17 protein-coding genes are annotated in these 19588 nt (G+C 71.8%); 10 read left to right on the top strand and 7 right to left on the bottom strand.

Features of this window, described 5'->3' with window-relative positions; genetic code table 11:
* Window positions 1-92: 92 nt before the first annotated feature.
* Window positions 93-515, bottom strand: coding sequence for a winged helix-turn-helix transcriptional regulator (locus ACFXOA_RS05120; RefSeq protein WP_385022681.1), 423 nt, complete (start codon window positions 513-515; stop codon window positions 93-95).
* A gap of 98 nt (window positions 516-613) precedes the next feature.
* On the opposite strand from ACFXOA_RS05120, the gene ACFXOA_RS05115 reads away from it, so the two are divergent.
* From ACFXOA_RS05115 to ACFXOA_RS05090, 6 genes are all read left to right on the top strand, one after another.
* The gene (locus tag ACFXOA_RS05115; RefSeq protein WP_385022678.1) at window positions 614-1471 is read left to right on the top strand and encodes an SDR family oxidoreductase; all 858 of its coding nucleotides are present in this window, start codon (window positions 614-616) and stop codon (window positions 1469-1471) included.
* A 135-nt stretch (window positions 1472-1606) separates the two neighbouring features.
* Window positions 1607-2590, top strand: a complete 984-nt coding sequence (gene rarD / locus ACFXOA_RS05110) for an EamA family transporter RarD (protein WP_385022675.1) — start codon at window positions 1607-1609, stop codon at window positions 2588-2590.
* 121 nt (window positions 2591-2711) lie between these two features.
* Window positions 2712-4325 carry an FAD-dependent monooxygenase gene (locus tag ACFXOA_RS05105; RefSeq protein ID WP_385022672.1) on the top strand — a complete coding sequence of 538 codons (1614 nt, stop codon included), beginning with the start codon at window positions 2712-2714 and terminating at the stop codon, window positions 4323-4325.
* A gap of 12 nt (window positions 4326-4337) precedes the next feature.
* The gene (locus ACFXOA_RS05100; protein ID WP_385022669.1) at window positions 4338-4787 is read left to right on the top strand and encodes a hypothetical protein; all 450 of its coding nucleotides are present in this window, start codon (window positions 4338-4340) and stop codon (window positions 4785-4787) included.
* 251 nt (window positions 4788-5038) lie between these two features.
* On the top strand, window positions 5039-5488 hold the full coding sequence (locus ACFXOA_RS05095) for a VOC family protein (RefSeq protein ID WP_385022666.1): 450 nt from the start codon (window positions 5039-5041) through the stop codon (window positions 5486-5488).
* Between the two features lie 97 nt (window positions 5489-5585).
* Window positions 5586-6395 (top strand): HAD family hydrolase, encoded by an 810-nt coding sequence (locus tag ACFXOA_RS05090; RefSeq protein ID WP_385022663.1) that lies wholly within the window; start codon window positions 5586-5588, stop codon window positions 6393-6395.
* Window positions 6396-6511: 116 nt separating this feature from the next.
* On the opposite strand, the gene ACFXOA_RS05085 is transcribed toward ACFXOA_RS05090, so the two are convergent.
* From ACFXOA_RS05085 to ACFXOA_RS05065, 5 genes are all read right to left on the bottom strand, one after another.
* Window positions 6512-7141 carry a TetR/AcrR family transcriptional regulator gene (locus ACFXOA_RS05085; protein WP_385022660.1) on the bottom strand — a complete coding sequence of 210 codons (630 nt, stop codon included), beginning with the start codon at window positions 7139-7141 and terminating at the stop codon, window positions 6512-6514.
* A 208-nt stretch (window positions 7142-7349) separates the two neighbouring features.
* The gene (locus ACFXOA_RS05080; RefSeq protein WP_385022657.1) at window positions 7350-8237 is read right to left on the bottom strand and encodes an ABC transporter permease; all 888 of its coding nucleotides are present in this window, start codon (window positions 8235-8237) and stop codon (window positions 7350-7352) included.
* On the bottom strand, window positions 8224-9210 hold the full coding sequence (locus ACFXOA_RS05075) for an ABC transporter ATP-binding protein (protein WP_385022654.1): 987 nt from the start codon (window positions 9208-9210) through the stop codon (window positions 8224-8226). Before ACFXOA_RS05075 ends, ACFXOA_RS05080 begins: the two co-directional genes overlap by 14 nt.
* 96 nt (window positions 9211-9306) lie before the next feature.
* Complete coding sequence (locus tag ACFXOA_RS05070; protein ID WP_385022651.1) at window positions 9307-10521, bottom strand: outer membrane lipoprotein carrier protein LolA; 1215 nt, start codon at window positions 10519-10521, stop codon at window positions 9307-9309.
* A 235-nt stretch (window positions 10522-10756) separates the two neighbouring features.
* Window positions 10757-11767: a polyprenyl synthetase family protein gene (locus ACFXOA_RS05065; protein ID WP_385022648.1), complete on the bottom strand. Its 1011-nt coding sequence runs from the start codon at window positions 11765-11767 to the stop codon at window positions 10757-10759.
* A 156-nt stretch (window positions 11768-11923) separates the two neighbouring features.
* On the opposite strand from ACFXOA_RS05065, the gene ACFXOA_RS05060 reads away from it, so the two are divergent.
* From ACFXOA_RS05060 to ACFXOA_RS05045, 4 genes are all read left to right on the top strand, one after another.
* Window positions 11924-13423 carry a peptide MFS transporter gene (locus tag ACFXOA_RS05060; protein WP_385022645.1) on the top strand — a complete coding sequence of 500 codons (1500 nt, stop codon included), beginning with the start codon at window positions 11924-11926 and terminating at the stop codon, window positions 13421-13423.
* Between the two features lie 10 nt (window positions 13424-13433).
* Entirely contained in the window at window positions 13434-15428 is a 1995-nt protein-coding gene (locus ACFXOA_RS05055; RefSeq protein ID WP_385022642.1) for a CocE/NonD family hydrolase, read from the top strand.
* Between the two features lie 135 nt (window positions 15429-15563).
* Window positions 15564-16793, top strand: a complete 1230-nt coding sequence (fahA, locus tag ACFXOA_RS05050) for a fumarylacetoacetase (protein ID WP_385022639.1) — start codon at window positions 15564-15566, stop codon at window positions 16791-16793.
* Window positions 16794-16956: 163 nt separating this feature from the next.
* Complete coding sequence (locus ACFXOA_RS05045) at window positions 16957-17565, top strand: Uma2 family endonuclease (RefSeq protein WP_385022636.1); 609 nt, start codon at window positions 16957-16959, stop codon at window positions 17563-17565.
* A gap of 9 nt (window positions 17566-17574) precedes the next feature.
* On the opposite strand, the gene recQ is transcribed toward ACFXOA_RS05045, so the two are convergent.
* Window positions 17575-19539 (bottom strand): DNA helicase RecQ, encoded by a 1965-nt coding sequence (gene recQ, locus ACFXOA_RS05040; protein ID WP_385022633.1) that lies wholly within the window; start codon window positions 19537-19539, stop codon window positions 17575-17577.
* Between the last annotated feature and the right edge of the window lie 49 nt (window positions 19540-19588).

The following is a 19588-nucleotide window of genomic DNA, read 5'->3' as shown; positions in this document are numbered from 1 at the left end:
GCTCGACACCGCCGTCGAACAACACGGCAAAGGCGACCTCAGCACCCTCCTCACCGGCCAGGACACCTGGACCGTCATCGGCTGACCAGCCGTCACGCCCCTTCGTCGTGGCCCGGAGCCGACCGGCTCCGGGCCACGTCGTATGCCGTCCTGGACTCCTCGACCACGTCCAGACGCCGCTCCGCCCACCGGGCGAGGGCCCAGACCTGCTCGGCGGCCTCCCGCCCCAGCGGGGTGAGGGAGTAGTCCACCCTCGGGGGGATCACCGGCTTGGCGTCCCGGTCCACGAAGCCGTCCCGCTCCAGCGTCTGGAGGGTCTGGGCCAGCATCTTCTCGCTGACCCCGCCCACCGCGCGGCGCAGCTCGCTGAAGCGGTGCGAACGCTCCAGCAGGGCGGCGAGCACCAGCACTCCCCAGCGGCTGGTGACGTGTTCGAGCACGAGGCGTGAGGGACAGTTCTGCCGGTTGACGTCCGGGCGCCGCCCGCCGACCTGGTCCAGAATGCTTACCGTCATGTCAGTACCTTACTTCAAAGTGCGTACTTTCCCCTGGTTAGTACCCCACCTATGGTGAGTAGGTCCCCCACAGGAACAGCACCACCCAGGAGAAGCACATGAGCATCGTTGTCACCGGAGCGACCGGCGCTCTCGGCCGTCTCGTCGTCGAGCGGCTCCTCGCCACGGTCGACGCGGGTTCGGTCGTGGCCGTCGTACGCGACAAGGAGAAGGCCGCCGAGCTCGCCGCCCGCGGCGTGGAACTCCGTGTCGCCGACTACGACCGGCCCGAATCCCTCGCCGGGGCGTTCCGGGCCGGTGACCGCGTCCTGATGATCTCGGCCAACGAGGTCGGCCGGCGCGTCCCGCAGCACACCGCGCTGATCGACGCCGCGAAGGCGGCGGGTGTCGCCCAGCTCGCCTACACCGGCGTACTGGGCGGGCCCGACGCGGACTTCGAGCTCGCCGCCGAGCACAAGGTGACCGAGCGGCTGATCCTCGAGTCCGGCCTCCCGTACACCTTCCTCCGCAACGGCTGGTACACGGAGAACTACCTGAACCTGGCACCGGTCCTGGAGCACGGAGCCGTCGTCGCCAACGCCGGCGACGGACGTCTCGCCTCCGCCTCGCGGGCGGACTACGCGGACGCCGCCGCGGCCGTGCTGACGGGAGAGGGCCACCTGGGGGCGACGTACGAGCTGAGCGGTGACACGGCCTGGTCACTGGCCGAGTTCGCGGACGTGGTGTCCGCGGCGACCGGCCGGGAGATCGCCTACAGGAACGTGCCGGCCGCCGTGCACCAGGAGATCCTGGTGGGCGCCGGCCTGCCCGAGGCCTTCGCCGCGATCCTCGTCGACGTGGACGAGGCGATCGCGCGCGGCCTGCTCGCCGGGAGGAGCGGCGACCTGGCCCGTCTGATCGGCCGCCCGACGACTCCGCTGGCCGACTCGGTCGCCGCGGCGGTGGCGGCCGGCTGACATTCCCGGACCCGTCGCGAGCCCTCCCGGCCCGTGTCACGAGCATCCCGCTGAGACGGCAATGACAGGCGCCCCGCTCCGGCGCTACCGTCATTCCGTCGGCGAGTCGCCGGCCAGGGGAGTCTGGGAGGGCCCGTGGAGGGGAAGAACGAGCAGCGGGCAGGCCTGCTGTACGGAGTCGGCGCGTACGGGATGTGGGGCCTGGTGCCCCTGTTCTGGCCGCTGCTGGAACCGTCAGGGGCGGTGGAGATCCTCGCCCACCGCATGGTCTGGTCACTCGGGGTCGTCGGCATCGCCATGCTCTTCCTCCGCCGCTGGGCGTGGATCGGCGAGCTGGTGCGGCAGCCGCGGCAGCTGGGGCTGATCGCCGTCGCGGCGACCGTCATCGCGGTCAACTGGGGCATCTACATCTGGTCCGTGAACAACGGCCACGTCGTCGAGGCGTCGCTCGGCTACTTCATCAACCCCCTGGTCACGATCGCCATGGGCGTACTGCTCCTCGGGGAGCGCCTGCGTCCGGCGCAGTGGGGAGCGGTGGCGATCGGGCTCGCCGCGGTGCTGGTCCTGGCGATCGGGTACGGGCAGCCGCCGTGGATCTCCCTGGTGCTGGCCTTCTCGTTCGCGACGTACGGCCTGATGAAGAAAAAGGTGGGCCTGGGCGGTCTGGAGTCCCTCGCGGCGGAGACGGCGGTCCTGTTCCTGCCGGCCCTCGGCTTCCTGCTGTGGCTCGGGGCCGACGGCCGGGCGACATTCCTCTCCGGGGGTGCGGGCCACGGGGTGCTGCTCGCGGGCACCGGCCTCGTCACCGCGATCCCGCTGATCTGCTTCGGTGCGGCGGCGATCCGGGTGCCGCTGTCGGTGCTGGGGCTGCTGCAGTACCTGGCGCCCGTGTTCCAGTTCAGCCTCGGCATCCTCTACTTCCACGAGGAGATGCCGGCCGAGCGCTGGGCGGGTTTCGCCCTCGTCTGGGTGGCCCTCATGGTGCTGACCTGGGACGCCCTGCGGACGGCCCGGCGCACCAGGGCCGAGGCGCTGCGCCTCGCGGTCAGGGCCGCCCGGAACGCGGCCCCCGTGGAGAAGGCGCCCGTCGCGAAGCCGGACACCACCACCTCCCACTGAAAAGTTACCGAGTTGCTTTATTTACTCGGTTGCGATTACCTGTCCCCGGAGCCCACCGGTCTCCGGGGACTTCCCATGCCCGCGGCGACCGAGGGCAGCCGCAGCCGAGGAGGAGCAGCACATGACCGACACACTGATCGTGGGAGCGGGACCGACCGGGCTCACGCTCGCCTGCGACCTCGCCCGCCGCGGGCTCGGCGTACGCGTCGTGGACAAGGCTCCGGGGCCTCCGCGCAGTTCGAGGTCGAAGGGGCCCAGCCCCCGTTCCCTGGAGGTGCTGGAGGACCTGGGGGTCGTGGACGCCGTACTGGCGGCGGGCGCGGAGCCGCCGCTCATGCGCAAGTACCGCGACGGCGTACCGCTCGCGGACGCGGACCCGCACGCGGGCTCCCGCCCCACTCCGGCCGAGCCGTACGACCGTGGCCGGCTGATCGCGCAGTGGCGGCTGGAGGAGATCCTGCGCGACCACCTGGCCGGCTACGGCGTGACGGTCGAGACGGGCACCGAGGTGGTGGACCTCGACGACACCGGCGACTCGGTGACGGTCCACTTCGCCGACGGCTCCACGACCGCCGCACGGTACGTGGTGGGCTGCGACGGCGCCCACAGCCGTGTACGGAAACTGCTCGGCATCGCGTTCGAAGGGGAGACGCACGAGGAGCAGGTGATGGTCTGCGGCGACGTGCGACTCGCCCCGGGCACCCTCGACCGCGGCGTCTGGCACCAGTGGTTCGACGAGGACGGGGCCGTCATGCTCTGCCCCATCCCCGGTACCGGGACCGGCTGGTGGTTCCAGGCGGGTCCGGAACGGGACGCCGAGGGCCGCCCCCTGGCCCCGACAGAGGACGGCTTCCGCAGGCTCTTCGCCCGGCACACCCGCCTACCGGCCGGGCACCTCACCGAGGCCACGCTGCTGTCCACCTACCGTGTCAACGTGCGGATGGTGGACCGCTACCGGGTGGGCAGGGTGTTCCTGGCCGGGGACGCCGCCCATGTGCACTCCGTCGCCGGAGGGATGGGGATGAACACCGGTGTCCAGGACGCCTACAACCTCGGCTGGAAACTCGGCCAGGTACTCCTCGGCAGGGCGGGCGCGGAACTGCTCGACACCTACGAGGAGGAGCGGCTGCCCGTGGCCGCCCGGACCCTGGACGTCACATCGGAGCGGCTGCGGGCCACGCTGGAGGCGGTCAAGGTGCCGGGCGGCGGCCTCGACACCGCGGCCGTCCCGGCCTCACGAGCACCGGACCGCGGCTACCGGTGGAGCTCTCTCGCGGGTGCGGGCGGGCACACCGACGGCCTCCGCGCCGGGGACCGCGCCCCCGACGCCCCCTGCACCCTGGCGGCCACCGGCACCCCGCGCCGCCTCTTCGAGGTGTTCGCCGGACCGCACATCTCGCTGCTCGGCTTCGGAGCCGGGTCGGAGCGCACGCTGCGCGAGGCGGCCGCCGCCCACGGCGGGGCGGTACGCGCCGTCCGTGTGCACGGCCGGGGCTCGCGCGGGCTCGCCACAGCCGGCCCGAACGCCCTGCACGACGTCGACGGGCTCGCCCGCGAGGCGTACGGCATCGAGCGGGACTCCGTCGTCGTGGTCCGGCCCGACAACCACGTGGGCCTGATCGCGGACGCCGGCGACCCGCAGGCAGTCCGGCGGTACCTGCGGGCCCTGGACGGAGGGCGGGAGCCCGGGCAGCCGCGTCCGGCAGGCGTGGTGGACGGCGCGGGCGAAGGCTGATTGAGTGCCCCGATGGGGACGATCCTGAGGGGCATGCGGCACGTCCGGTGGCACGAGTTGCGCCATGCCAGGGGCTCCGCCTCCCAGGTCCCGGGGACGCTCTCGCGGATCGCCTGGGGCGACAGCGAGGCGGCCGAGGACGCGCTGAGCGACCTCGGGCGGTGGATAGGCGCCCTGGCCGTGTTCGACGCGACGGCCGCCACGGTGCCGTTCCTCTGGGAGCTGGCCGCCGTGGAGAGCGTCAAGGACCGCATCGGTGTCCTGGAGTTGCTGGGCACGATCCTCGCCGACGGGCACGCGCACCGTCCTGAGTGGACCAGGGACGCGCATCTGGCGGTCGTCGCCGGCCGGCCGACGGCGGAACGGCTGGCCGCCGACGGCGACCCGGCGGTCAGCGCGGCTGCCGGTGAACTCCTCGCGGCGCTCGGCGGGCACTCCTGCCCGAGCTGCCCGCAGCGGTGAGCGGCGCGGGTCGGCAGAGCGCGGCGGCGATCCGGTCCGTCACGCCCTTCCAGTGGGCGCTCCGCTTCTCACGCTCCCCCGCGCCCGCCAAATGCTCCTGGTGGAAGCGGGGTACGGACCGGTCGCCGGCCCCGGCAGGCGCCACGGCGACCTGCTGGTCGTCGTCCCGTGGGTGAGCCGGACGAAGAATCGTCCCGGGTTCCGGCGTGCCCGTTGCCGCGCCATTCATCTAACCAGTACAAACGGTTTTCATGACACTGCACTGGAAGCTGGTCATCGACGCCACCGACCCGCACGCCCAGGCCGACTTCTGGGCGGAGGCCCTCGGCTACCTCGTGGAGGACAACAGCGTCCTGATCGACGAACTGCTCGGCGCGGGCGTGGTGACCGAGGCCGACACCGTGGAGCCGCACGGTCACCACGCCTGGCGCGATCTCGCGGCTGTGCGGCACCCGGACGATCCGTACGACGAGAAGAGCGGGGCGGGGCTCGGGCGGCGGCTGCTCTTCCAGCGCGTGCCGGAGGCGAAGACGGTCAAGAACCGCCTCCACCTCGACGTGCACGCGGCGCCCGGACAGCGCGAGGCGGAGACGGAACGCCTGGCGGGACTGGGTGCGAGCCTGCTCAGGCTCGTGGAGGAGCCCGGGGGGAAGTGGCAGGTGATGCTGGACCCGGAGGGCAACGAGTTCTGCGTGCAGTGACGGGGCGCGCGGGGGCCTGCGGCGTCCGCGCCCGGTGACGGAGCCGGCGGGGGGACTGCGGCGCGAGGGCCGGACCCGGCCTCTCTAGGCTGACCTCATGTTCACGCCACCCGCCGCGTACTCCCTCGTAGCCACGGACCTGGACGGCACGCTCCTGCGTCCCGACGACACCGTGAGCACCCGCTCGCGTGCCGCGCTCGCACGCGCCGCTTCGGCCGGTGCGCGCCATCTGATCGTCACGGGCCGCCCGGTACCCGGCATACGCGCCCTGCTCGCCGACCTGGGTTACGAGGGCCTCGTGGTGTGCGGGCAGGGCGCCCAGGTGTACGACGCCGGCTCGGCCCGCATGGTCGCCTCGGCACCCCTGGACCGCGAGGCGGCCGAGACCGCGCTCGGCAAGATCGAGGCCGAGGTCGGCCAGGTCTTCGCCGCCGTCGACCAGGACGGCCCGGACGGCCTCACCCTCATCGAGCCGGGGTACCGGATGCCGCACGCCTCCCTGCCCGCCCGTCGGACCGGACACCGCGGGGAGCTGTGGCAGGCTCCGGTCATCAAGGTCCTCATACGCCACCCGCACCTGACCGACGACGAGCTCGCGGCTGCCGCCAGGGGCGTGGTGGGCGACCTGGCGTCCGTGACCATGGCGGGGCCGGGAACGGTGGAGCTGGCCCCCCACGGGGTGGACAAGGGCACCGGCATCTCGCGGGCCGCCGCGCTGCTGGACCTCGACCCGGCCGGAGCGGTGGCCTTCGGCGACATGCCGAACGACCTGCCGATGTTCCGGCTCTGCGGTCACGGCGTGGCGATGGGCAACGCCCACGCCGAGCTCGTGGCGGAGGCGGACGAGATCACGCTCACCAACGAGGAGGACGGCGTGGCCGTGGTGCTGGAGCGCCTCTTCGGCTGACTCGGACGGGTGGCGTCCTGGCCGACGCCGTGGGCGACGGGCCGGACCAGGGCCTCTCGTCCGGATCGTGCCGGGCTCGCGTGCCCTGGTCCGGGCGAACGGCCCCAGGCCCTCCTTCAGCCGACCGGGCCGGCCGCCTCGCTGCTCCCGGAGCCGTCCGGCCCCGGGCCCCGGAGCGAGCGCAGCACGTGGTCCACCATCGCGGCGACGGTCGCCTCGTCCTGCGGCTGCCTGCGCAGGACGAGGCGGTAGTAGACCGGCCCGTAGAGCATCTCCACCGCCAGCGGGAGGTCCGCACCCTCGGGCACCTGCCCCTGCTCCTGTGCCCTGCGGAGGCGGTCCTCGGCCGCCCGGAAGCGCGGGTCGACCAGCTGCTCCTTCACGGCGTCCGCCAGCGCCTCGTCGTGGCTCATGTCGGAGAGGATCCCGGCGTAGAGCGGCCCGTACGGCGAGGTGGAGATCATCCGGACGGCGCCGTTGATGTGCCGACGCAGGTCCGCGGCGACGTCACCGGTGTCGGCGAAGGGCGTGGCGCCGACGAACGCCTCGGTGAACGCCTCCAGCATCACCGCGCCCTTGGAGGGCCACCACCGGTAGATGGTCTTCTTGCTGACACCGGCCCGGTTCGCGATCGCCTCGACGGTGACCCGGCCGTACCCCTTCTCCGCGCACAGTTCCAGGGCGGCGTCCAGGGTGGACCGTCGCGACCTCTCACTGCGGCGCAGGGAACTCGGCGATGTGATCATTCGGTGAGCATAGGGGTATTCCGCCCACCACTTGTTGACAGGTCGTCGCCAGAAGTCGAACAATGACCGCACTGGAAACGGAACGTACCGTGTCGTTCCGCACAGTGCACCGTTCGTGCCGTTCGTGCCGCGACGAGCCGATCGGGGGACGGCTCGACCGGCCGACGGTACGGCCGGACCGGACCGGTCCCCCGGACGCACCGGACTCTCAGACGCTGATGTCCTTCGTGGTGAACCTGGCCCAGGCGGCCGAGCCGAACACCGCCGCGTAGAGGGCCTGCAGGCCGAGGTTCCTGGCCACTCCCTCCCCGTACACCGGGTCGCGCAGCAGGTCCGTGAAGGACAGCCAGTAGTGCGGGAAGAGGTACGGGTGGATCCCGCTCAGCTGCGGCATCGTGTCCAGGATCTGCACGGTGATCAGCACCCCGACCGTCGCGGCCATCGCCGCGACGCCGCTGTCGGTGAGTGCCGACACGAAGAGGCCCAGCGCCGCGAACCCCACGAGCGACGCGGCCACGACGACGGCGATCAGCCCGGCCCTCAGGAGCCCTTCGCCGAATCCGATCCGGGTCCCTGAGATCGTCGTCATCTCCCCGACGGGGAAGAGCAGCACGCCCGTCACGAGTCCGGACACCGCCACGACCAGCGTCGCGACGAGGCAGAACACCAGCACGGACGCGTACTTGGCGAGGAGCAGCCGGGTCCGGCCGGCCGGGGCGACCAGCAGGTAGCGCAGCGTGCCCCCGCCCGCCTCGCCCGCCAGGGAGTCCCCCGCGACGACCCCGACGGCCAGCGGCAGGAAGACGGGCAGGGTCGCGGAGAGTGCCGCGAAGACGAGGAAGAGGCCGTTGCCGGTGATCTGGGAGAGGAAGGCCGGGCCACCGCCTCCGCCCGGCCCTCCCTGCCCGCCGTCGCCCGTCTCGATCCTGACGGCGGTCCCCACGAGCACGGGCACGGCCGCGAGGACGCCGAGCAGGGCCAGGGTGCGCCATCTGCGGAACATGGTGACGAGCTCGGAGCGGAGGATTCCCAGCGTCCAGAGTGCCCGGGGCGGTACGCGGGACCCGGGTACGACCGTGAGTTCAGCCTGCGACATCGAATCCCTCTCCGGTGAGTGCGACGAACGCGTCCTCCAGCGAGGCCCGTTCGACCCCGAAGCCGCGCACCCGTACACCCGCGCGCACCAGGGCCGCGTTGAGGTCCGCGAGCTCCACCTCGCCCGGCGGCGCGTCGGCGCCGATCCGGTCGCCGTCGGTCACGAGACCCGTGATCCCGTGGGCGGCGAGGACGCGGGCGGCGTCACCCGGGTCGGGCGTGGTGACGGTGAGGCGGCCCCGAGAGCCGGCCACGAGTTCGCCGACGGCGCCCTGGACGACGAGCCTGCCGCGGGCCATCACCGCGGCGTGGGTGCAGACCTGCTCGATCTCGTCGAGCAGGTGGGAGGAGAGGAAGACCGTGGTGCCCTCCTCCGCCAGGTCCCGGACGAGGGCGCGGATCTCCCGCATGCCCTGCGGATCGAGCCCGTTGGTTGGTTCGTCCAGTACGAGCAGTCCACGCGGCCGGAGCAGTGCCGCGGCCAGACCGAGGCGCTGCTTCATCCCCAGTGAGTACGTCCGGGCCTTCCTGCCGGCCGCCGCCGCGAGCCCGACCCGCTCCAGCGCGCTCTCCACCCGGGCGCGTCGGGTGCGCGGATCGGCCGTGGGGTCGGCGGAGTCGAAGCGCACGAGGTTGCCGCGCCCGGTGAGGAACCCGTACAGGGCGGGCCCCTCGATGAGCGCGCCGACGCGCGGCAGCACCGTGCGGGAGGCGGCCGGCATGGGCTGTCCCAGGACCCGGGCGGTTCCTGCGGTCGGTTCGATCAGCCCGAGGAGCATCCGGATCGTGGTGGTCTTGCCGGAGCCGTTGGGCCCGAGGAAGCCGTAGACGCTTCCGGCGGGGACGTCCAGGTCGAGTCCGTCGACGGCCAACTGCCCGCCCCGGTACCGCTTGGTCAGCCCACGGGTCTCGATCACGGTGCCGGGCCGGGGGCCCGCCCCCGGCCCGGCCGTGGCCGCCGTCGTCTCGGTCATGCGTGCTCCCGGTGCCGTCCCGCCGTGTCGGCCGCGCCCCGCACGGACCGCCCCGCCGTACGGAGGGTACGACGGGGCGGCTGTGTGCCCTGGGTCCTACTCGGCGGTGTCGGCCGCCTTGACCAGCGCGTCCTTGGTCACCGCTCCGACGTAGACCGTCCCGTCGTCCGTCAGCAGCGCGTTGACCAGGCGCGTCCTGAAGACGGTGCCGGTGCCGAAGTCGCCGGTCACCTTGTCGCCGAAGGCGTCGAGGAACTGCCGTGCCTGCGCGGGTGCGTCGCCGGAGCCCGGGGCGGGCATCCCGGAGCCGCCCGGGACCTTGATCTCGGCGACGGCGTTCCAGCCCTCACCGATCACGTCGAGGCCCTTGAGGCCCCCGACCGCGCCCAGGCCCTCGGCCGCCGGGCCCTTGTCCTTCGCCTTCAGCTCGTCGGCCTCGGTCACCTCCGCCCCCTTGGGCGGGGTGAAGGAGAAGGAGGACGCGGCGGGCTTCGCGAAGTCGACCTGGGTGAAACCGGCGTCGACCACGGCCTTGCCACCGCTGCTCGGGGCGAGGGTGAACTTCAGCGGCACGCCGGTGGAGGCGTCGACCGCGACCGTGACGGACCCGATCGTCGAGCCTGACCGCTTCGGCTCGATCACGAGCTTGTACGCGTCGCGACCCGCCACCTGGGCCGTGCCGCCGACGGTGACCGACGTGGTGCCGTCCGCGGCGTCGAGCGCCTCCTCGGCGAGGTCCTTCGGGGTGGCCGGCATGCCCTCGGGCCTGCCGCGCTCCTCGGCCTTGCCCTTGCTCCCGTGCTCCGTCGCCTGCGAGTGGTAGACCTCGTTGCTCTCGCTGTCGTATCCCCAGACGTCGTCCCCGTTGTGGACGAGGCTGTACTCGGAGCCCTCCCCGAGGATCGAGAGCCGCTGCTTGTCGGGGCCGTCGACCGCCACCCGGAGCGTGTGGGTGCCCGAGGCCAGCTCCATCAGCCGGGCGTCGGGGGACGCGCCGGGGGCGTCCTGCCCCGCGCCCTGCGAGAGGGAGTCCGCGAGCCCGCCGAAGGAGGGGATCCCCAGGTCGGTGCTGACCTTCACCGTGCCGGAGAGCTGCTCCTGGTCCGACGCCGCGATCTTCTCGACGAGTTCCTGGGCGGTGATGTCGGGCAGCTCCGGGTCGCCGGAGTCGGCCAGTGCCGGGACGAGTCCGATCGTCGCGGCCGCGACTCCCGCCACCGCGAAGGGGACGATGTAGCGTGCCGCCTTCCGGCGGCCCACGACCGTGCCCGTGGCCTCGCCGTCGGTCTCCACGCTGTCGTTCGGTGCCATGTGTGCTCTACCTCCGTGGTCGGCGGCTGCCATCCCGTCGAACGTGCCCACTCCCCGCCGCCATTCTCACCCGATGTGGTCAGGAGTGGACACTGACCATCTGACCAAATCGGGCGAGTACAAGCGTCAGCCCTCGGGAGCAACTGCGCGTACCTCTCCGGGATGACCCGCCGACGCCGCTCGGGACCGAGCCCTTAGGGGCTGTCCCGTGGCAGGCCGGTGCGCAGGGGCCCGGTCAGCCGGCGCGGTGCACCACGGCGTCGCAGAGCTCTTCTAGCGCGGCCTTGGCGTAGCACTCGGGCAGCGGTGCCAGCGTGGCCCGTGCCTCCTGGGCGTAGCGCACGGTGTCGCGGCGGGCCTGTTCGAGTGCCGGGTGGGCGCGCAGCCGGCGCAGTGCCTCGGCGAGGACCGCGTCGTCGCCGAGGTCTCCGTCCAGCAGCCGCACGAGCTCCTCGTCCTCCGGACGGCCCTCGGCGGCGGCCCGGGCACGCAGATGGAGTACCGGCAGGGTGGGGATGCCCTCGCGCAGGTCGGTGCCGGGCGTCTTGCCCGACTCGTGGCTGTCGGAGGCGATGTCCAGGACGTCGTCAGCGAGCTGGAAGGCGATACCGAGGCGCTCGCCGTACTGGGTGAGGATGTCGACGACGGATTCGTCGGCGCCGGCCATCAGGGCGCCGAACCTGCCGGACACGGCGACGAGCGAGCCGGTCTTGCCGCTCAGCACGTCCATGTAGTGGTCGACGGGGTCGCGTCCGTCGCGCGGGCCGGCCGTCTCCAGGATCTGGCCGGTGACCAGGCGCTCGAACGCCTCCGCCTGGATGCGGACGGCCTCGGGCCCGAGGTCGGCCAGGATGTGCGAGGCGCGGGCGAAGAGGAAGTCGCCGGTGAGGACGGCGACGGAGTTCCCCCAGCGGGTGTTGGCGCTGTCCACACCGCGCCGCACGTCCGCCTCGTCCATCACGTCGTCGTGGTACAGCGTCGCCAGGTGCGTGAGCTCGACGACCACGGCGGAGGGCACGACTCCCGGGGCGTCGGGGTCGCCGAACTGGGCGGCGAGCATCACCAGGAGTGGCCGGAAACGCTTGCCCCCCGCGCTCACGAGGTGCTGCGCGGCCTCCGTGATGAACGGGACCTCGCTCTTGGTGGCGTCCAGGAGCCCCGCCTCGACAGCGGCCAAACCGGCCTGGACATCGGCCTCAAGTGCCTGGTCCCGCACGCTCAGCCCGAACGGCCCGACGACGGTCACGAGGGGATCTCCTGTCTGCTGACGATCACACGGAATGTCGATGTGTCGTTGTCCTCACTCAACTCAGCGTATCCGGTCCCCTTTGGATCACCGTGGGCGCCTTCCCGCCACCGCCGGTATGTTCGGCATCAGCTCATACGATCAGGAGTTTTCGCTTTGTCCCACACAACGACCGGTCTCGAACCGGCACAGCCACCGCCCGAGGACGACCGCGCCTTCTTCGGCCAGCCGCGGGGTCTGATGACCCTGTCGGGGCTGGAGGTGTGGGAGCGGTTCTCCTTCCTCGGGATGCAGGCGATCCTGGTCCTGTACTTCGCGGACACGGTCGCGAACGGCGGCCTGGGCATGGACCCCGGCACCGCGGCCTCGGTCTCGGCCGCCTACGGCACCCTCGTCTACCTGGTCTCCGTGGCGGGAGGCTGGCTGGCCGACCGCATCCTGGGGTCGTACCGCGCCGTCCTGTACGGCGGCATCCTCATCGCCTGCGGCCACTACGCCATGGCCGTCCCCACCGCCACGATGACCTGGGTGGGGCTGGGGCTGATCAGCGCCGGAACGGGCCTGCTCAAGCCCAACGTGGCCTCCATGGTCGGCAAGCTCTACCGCACCGAGGACGAGCGCCGTGACGCCGGCTTCGCCCTGTACTACATGGGCATCAACATCGGGGCCTTCGCCGGTCCGCTGATCACCGGCTGGCTCGGCGACCACGCGAGCTGGCACTGGGGCTTCTCGGCCGCCGCGTTCGGCATGACGCTCGGCCTGATCCAGTACGTCCTGGGCCGCCGTCACCTGGCCGGGCGAAAGCACGCGGCCGAATTCGCACTCGCCCCGGCGGCGATGCGCCGGGCCGTGCTGATGATCGTGGCCGGAGCGGTGCTGGTCGCCGTGGTGGCCACCGCCCTGGCCTTGGCGGGCTGGCTCACGATGGACCGCTTCGTCGACGTACTCACCGTCATCTCGGTGATCGCGCCCGTCGTCTACTTCGCCGTGATGTTCAGGAGCCCCCGGGTGACCTCCGAGGAGCGCGGCAGGCTACGCCCGTACGTCGTGCTCTTCCTGGCCTCGGTCGTCTTCAACTTCATCCTCTTCCAGGCCTACTCGACGATGATGCTGCTGGCGTCGACCAACGCCCGCACCGAGATCTTCGGCTTCCACTTCCCCGCGAGCTGGTACGCCTCCGCCCTCGGCGCCTTCGAGGTCGCGCTGGCGCCCGTGGTGGCGGCGGTCTGGGCCCGGATGGGGCCCCGGCAGCCGCACGCGTCCAACAAGATCGCGATCGGGGTGATCCTCGGCGGTCTGTCCTTCCTGCTGATGGTCCTGCCGACCTCCGGGCACGCCGACGACAGCTACAAGATGGCCGCCTGGTGGATCGTCGGCTCGTATCTGCTGCTCGGTCTCGGCGACATCCTCCTGGAGACCTCCGGGATGTCCGCCACCACCAAGCTCGCCCCCAAGGCGTTCGCGAGCCAGACGATGGCCCTCTGGTTCCTGTCGCTGGCCCTCGCCAACGGCATCCAGGCACAGATCGTGAAGCTCTACGGCGAGGTGTCCAACCCCGCCTACTTCGGTGTCAACGGCGCAATCGCGGTGGTGGCCGGCGTGGCCGTCATCGCAGCCGCCCCCTGGCTCAAGCGCACGATGCACCCCGTCCACTGAGGTTCCCCCCATGCACATCCGCACCGAATTCCCGTACGAGACCACCCACGAGGACCTCTACATCCCGCTGTCGGACGGCACTCAGCTGTACGCCCGCATCTGGCGGCCGGTCACCGACGAGCCGGTGCCCGCCCTGCTGGAGTACCTGCCCTACCGGCTGAGCGACTGGACGGCGCCACGCGACTGGCAGCGCCACCCCTGGTACGCCGGACACGGCTACGCCTCCGTCCGGGTCGACGTACGCGGACACGGCAACAGCGAGGGCATGCCGGGCGACGAGTACGACGCCACGGAACTGGCCGACGGTGTCGCGGTGGTGAACTGGCTGGCGCAGCAGGAGTGGTGCTCGGGCAAGGTCGGCATGTTCGGCATCTCCTGGGGCGGCTTCAACTCGCTCCAGATCGCGGCGCTCGCACCGGAGCCCCTGAAGGCGATCGTCACGGTCTGTTCGGCCGACGACCGCTACGACAACGACGTCCATTACATGGGCGGCTCCGTCCTCGGCGTCGACATGCACGCGTGGGCCTCCACCATGCTGGCGTTCGTCTCCCGTCCCCCGGACCCGGCGGACGTCGGCGACGACTGGCGCGAGATGTGGCTGCGGCGCCTGGAGAAGGTGGAGCCCTTCATCCACACCTGGCTGGGCCACCAGACACGGGACGATTACTGGAAGCACGGCAGCGTCTGCGAGGACTACGGCGCGATCAAGGCGAAGGTGCTGGCGGTGGGCGGCTGGCACGATCCGTACCGCGACACCGTGCTGCGGCTGGTCGAGCACCTCGACCCCGGGCAGGTGCGCGGCCTGATCGGCCCGTGGTCCCATCAGTACCCGGACCGGGGGCTGCCGCCCGGACCTCCGATCGGCTTCCTCCAGGAGACGCTCCGCTGGTGGGACCAGCACCTCAAGGACGAGGACACCGGGGTGATGAACGAGCCGCTGCTGCGCTCCTGGATCAGCGGCTCGCACCGCCCGGCCACCGTCTACGAGACGCTGCCCGGCCGCTGGGTCGGCGACGCGACCTGGCCGTCCGAGAACGTCGGGACGGTGGCGTACGCCCTGGCGGGCGGCGCCCAGGTGGTCGACTCACCGCAGCAGACCGGACTGGACGCGGGGCGGTTCTTCCCCTTCGGCAACGACGCCGACCTCCCTCCCGACCAGCGGGACGAGGACGCCAAGTCGGTGTGCTTCGAGTTCCCGGTGGAGGACGCCCCCATCGAGATCCTCGGCCGCCCCCGGGTCAGGCTGCGTGTCCGGATGGACGTACCGCGCGGCCAGGCGATCGCCCGGCTCTGCGACGTCGCCCCGGACGGATCCTCGACCCTGGTGACCCGTGGCGCACTCAACCTGGCGGCCCGCAACGGCCGCGACCGCTCCGAGGACTGGCCCGTCGGGGAGACCGAGGACGTGACCTTCGAGCTGAACGGCATCGGGCACACCTTCCCGCCCGGCCACCGGATCAGACTCGCCGTCTCCTCCTCGTACTGGCCGTGGATCTGGCCTCAGGCGGGCTCCGCCGGCTTCACCCTGCAGGCGGACGGCAGCTTCGTCGAACTCCCCGTGCGCCGGCACACCGAGGACCCCTCCATCACCTTCGGCGAACCGGAGCAGGCGGAACCGCTCGGCGTCGTCTTCCCCGAGACCCTCGACGAGCAGCGTCCGGAGCGCCTGGTGGTCCGCGACGTCGCCAAGGGCGAGTGGCGGCTGGAGGTCGACCCGCGCTACGGCGGCACGCGCGTCTACCCGGACGGGCTGGAGTTCACCGAGGACGCGCTGGAGACGTACACCATCCAGCAGGACGACCCGCTGTCCGCCAGGGCGCGTTCGGACTGGACGATCCGGCTGCACCGGCCGGAGATGTCCTGGGACGTACGGGTGGAGACCCGGTCGGAGACCAGTGCGGACGCCGACGACTTCATCACCTCCAACGAGGTCGTCTGCCGGGACGGGTCGGAGATCGTCTTCCACCGCACCTGGGAGAAGAGGATCCCCCGCACGGCGGGCTGACCGGACGAGGAGAGCGGGAGCGAGCTGGGGCATCGCGTAACTTTCCGGGCATCACGACGACTTGAGGCACTGCCGCCGGAGATCGGCGCCGACGTAACGTGTCCTCAAGCCACCTGGAAAGCGAGGCAGCAACAGATGCCCGAGCAGAGCAGTCCGCTCGATCTGGCCGAGGGCGACCCCTTCGGTCCGCACAACCTTCCGTACGGCGTGTTCTCCACCCCGGGGCAGCCTGCGGACCGCAGGGTCGGCGTCCGCGTCGGCGACCATGTACTGGACGCCGGCGCGGCCGCCCACGCGCTGGGATCGCCCTACGCGCAACTGCTGGCCCAGCCCAGCCTGATGCCGCTCCTGGCGGCGGGCCGTACCGCCTGGAGCGATGTGCGGCGGGCCCTGACCGCCTGGGTGACGGTCCCGGCGCACCGCCCCGACATAGAGCCGCTGCTGCACCCCCTCGACTCGGTCACCCTGCACCTGCCGTACGAGGTCGCCGACTACGTCGACTTCTACGCCAGCGAGCACCACGCCACCAACGTGGGGAAGATCTTCCGCCCCGACGGGGACGCCCTCACCCCCAACTGGAAGCACCTGCCGATCGGTTACCACGGCCGGGCCGGCACCGTCGTGGTGTCCGGCACGGATGTGGTGCGCCCCTCCGGTCAGCGCAAGGCGCCCACCGACCCGGCCCCCGTCTTCGGGCCGTCGGTGAAGCTGGACATCGAGGCCGAGGTCGGCTTCGTCGTGGGCGTCCCGTCGGAGCAGGGCTCCCCGGTGGCGCTGGGCGACTTCCGTGAGCACGTCTTCGGGCTCTGCCTGCTCAACGACTGGTCGGCACGGGACATCCAGGCCTGGGAGTACGTGCCGCTGGGCCCCTTCCTCGGCAAGTCCTTCGCGACCTCCGTCTCGGCGTGGGTGACCCCGCTGGAGGCCCTGGACCAGGCGCGCACGGCACCGCCCGCCCGGGACTTCCCGCTCCTCCCCTACCTGGACGACTCCGAGGCGGAGGAGCCGGGCGGCTTCGACATCCGGATCTCCGTCGTGATCAACGGCGAGACGGTCGCCGAGCCGCCGTTCTCCTCGATGTACTGGACGGCCGCGCAGCAGCTGGCGCAGATGACGGTGAACGGCGCCTCGCTGCGCACCGGCGACCTGTACGGGTCGGGCACGGTCAGCGGCCCGGAGCCCGCCCAGCGCGGCTCCCTGCTGGAGCTCACCTGGAACGGCCGCGACCCGCTGGAACTCCCCGACGGCAAGCGGACCTTCCTGGAGGACGGCGACACCGTCACCCTCACCGCCTGGGCACCGGGGCCGCACGGCACCCGGGTCGGGCTGGGCGAGGTCACGGGCCGGATCACGGCCGCGTCCTGACGCCTCGGGGCCGGTGCGGCGGCATGCGCGGCCGCACCGGTGCCGGGGGCACGCGGGGCACATGGTCAGCGACACGGGAGACGTTCACACGTTCGGGGGTCTCCTCCCGATTTCTGCCGATACGCTGAACAGGCCCGCGAGGCTTCGTCCCATGGGAGCACTGATGAGCATCGAACCCGAGGCCCCCGAGCCGAGGTGGGCGGTTCCGCCCGTGGGCGGCTGGACCGCCGATGACCTGGACACACTCCCGAATCTGCCTCCGCACACGGAGCTGATCGACGGGAGCCTGGTTTTCGTGGGTCCGCAGACGCTGTTCCATTCACGGGCGGTCGACTTCTTCAACTGGCAGTTGCAGTCACTCGCGCCTACCGAGCTGGAGGTGGTGCGCGAGTTCACCATCGACATCGACCGTTACAACCGGCCCGAGCCGGATGTGATCATCGTGAACGGCGAGGTCATCCAGGACCCGGAGCAGACCCGCTTCCCCGCCGAGTCGGTGCGGCTGGCCATCGAGGTCGTCTCCCCGGAGTCCCGGTCGAGGGACCGGGAGACCAAGCCGGTGAAGTACGCCCGCGCGAAGATCCCGCACTTCTGGCGGGTGGAGAACCACGACGGCCGCGCCGTGGTCTACGTCTTCGAACTGGAACCCGCCACCGGGGCGTACACCTCCACCGGCATCTTCCACGACCGCATGAAGGTGTCCGTGCCGTTCGACATCGATCTGGACCTCACCGCCGTCACGGCACGGCGCCGGGGCGCCGAGACCCCGTGAGCTCCTGACTCACTCGAACTCGGGCGGTTCCTCGTCCCAGCCGAACTCAGTGTCGCCGCCCGCGCTCTCGGAGGCGGGCGCCGCCTCCCGCACGACAGCGGTCTCCTGTCCGGCGCCCGGGCCGGCGGCCGCGCCCAGCCCGGCCAGCACCTCCAGCACCCCCTCGCCGTAGGTCGCGAGCTTCTTCTCGCCGAGGCCGCTGACCCCGCCCAGCTCTCCCAGGGTGGCCGGATGCAGGGTGGCGATCTCCCGCAGGGTCGCGTCATGGAAGATCACATACGCCGGGACGCCCTGCTCCTTCGCGGTCGCCCCGCGCCACGCCCGCAGCGCCTCGAAGACCGGGACCGCGGATTCCGGCAGGTCGGCCACGGCCGCCTTGCCCTTGCCGCCCTTGGCGGAGAACCCGGACCGGGACGTCGGCCGCTTCGGCTCCTTGCGCAGCAGCACCTCGCGCTCCCGCCCGAGCACGGAGCCGCTCTCCTCGGTCAGCACGAGCGTGCCGTACTCGCCCTCGACCGCCAGCAGCCCCTGGGCCAGCAGCTGACGCACCACACCCCGCCACTCCGCCTCGGCCAGCTCCTCGCCGATGCCGAAGACCGAGAGCTGGTCGTGGTCGAACTGGATGGTCTTCGCGGTCTTCCGGCCCAGCAGGATGTCGATGATCTGACCGGCCCCGAACTTCTGGTTCCGCTCGCGCTTCAGCCGGACCACCGTCGACAGCAGCTTCTGGGAGACGACCGTGCCGTCCCAGGTCTCGGGCGGGGTGAGGCAGGTGTCGCAATTGCCGCAGGCCTGCTCGCCGGGCTCCTGTCCGAAGTACGTCAGCAGCTGGGCGCGGCGGCAGCGGACCGTCTCGCAGAGCGCCAGCATCGAGTCGAGGTGCGAGGCCGCACGGCGCCGGAAGGCCTCGTCGCCCTCACCGCCCTGGATCAGCTTGCGCTGCTGCACGACGTCCTGGAGTCCGTACGCCATCCAGGCGGTGGACGGCGCCCCGTCGCGGCCGGCGCGGCCGGTCTCCTGGTAGTACCCCTCGACGGACTTCGGCAGGTCGAGGTGGGCGACGAAGCGTACGTCGGGCTTGTCGATGCCCATGCCGAACGCGATGGTCGCGACGACGACCAGGCCCTCCTCGCGCAGGAAGCGGGCCTGGTGCGCGGCGCGCGTCGAGGCGTCGAGACCCGCGTGGTACGGGACGGCCTCGATGCCGTGGCGGCTGAGGTACTCGGCGGTCTTCTCCGTGGAGTTGCGCGAGAGGCAGTAGACGATGCCGGCGTCCCCCGCGTGTTCCTCCTGGAGGAAGGTGAGCAGCTGCTTCTTCGGGTCGGCCTTCGGCACGATGCGGTACTGGATGTTCGGCCGGTCGAAGCTGGCCACGAAGTGCCTGGCCTCGGGCATGGCGAGGCGCTGGGTGATCTCCCGGTGCGTGGCGTCGGTGGCCGTCGCCGTCAGCGCGATGCGGGGGACGCCGGGCCAGCGCTCCCCCAGCACCGACAGGGCCAGGTAGTCGGGGCGGAAGTCATGGCCCCACTGGGCCACGCAGTGCGCCTCATCGATGGCGAAGACGGAGATCTCGCCCCTGGCCAGCAGGGAGAGTGTCGAGTCCAGGCGCAGCCGCTCGGGCGCCAGATAGAGGATGTCGAGCTCGCCCGCGAGGAACTGGGCCTCCATCGAGCGGCGCTCGTCGAAGTCCTGCGTGGAGTTCATGAAGCCGGCGCGGACACCGAGCGCGCGCAGCGCGTCCACCTGGTCCTGCATGAGGGCGATCAGCGGGGAGACCACGACGCCCGTACCCGGCCTGACCAGGGCGGGGATCTGGTAGCAGAGGGACTTTCCGCCGCCGGTGGGCATGAGGACGACCGCGTCGCCGCCGCCGACGACGTGCTCGATGACCGCGCCCTGCTCGCCGCGGAACGCCTCGTACCCGAACACCCGGTGGAGCGTCTGCTGCGCAGCGCTCTCGGTGGTCACACTCATGGTCGCGCCCGTCCGTCCGACTTCACCCGTCACCGCAACCATAGGCGCC

It is taken from the genome of Streptomyces sp. NPDC059166 (assembly GCF_042755185.1).
In the GTDB taxonomy this organism is placed as follows: Bacteria; Actinomycetota; Actinomycetes; order Streptomycetales; family Streptomycetaceae; genus Streptomyces.
The sequence above is the reverse complement of the archived record's forward strand: the minus strand, read 5'-3'. Positions and strand labels throughout refer to the sequence as shown.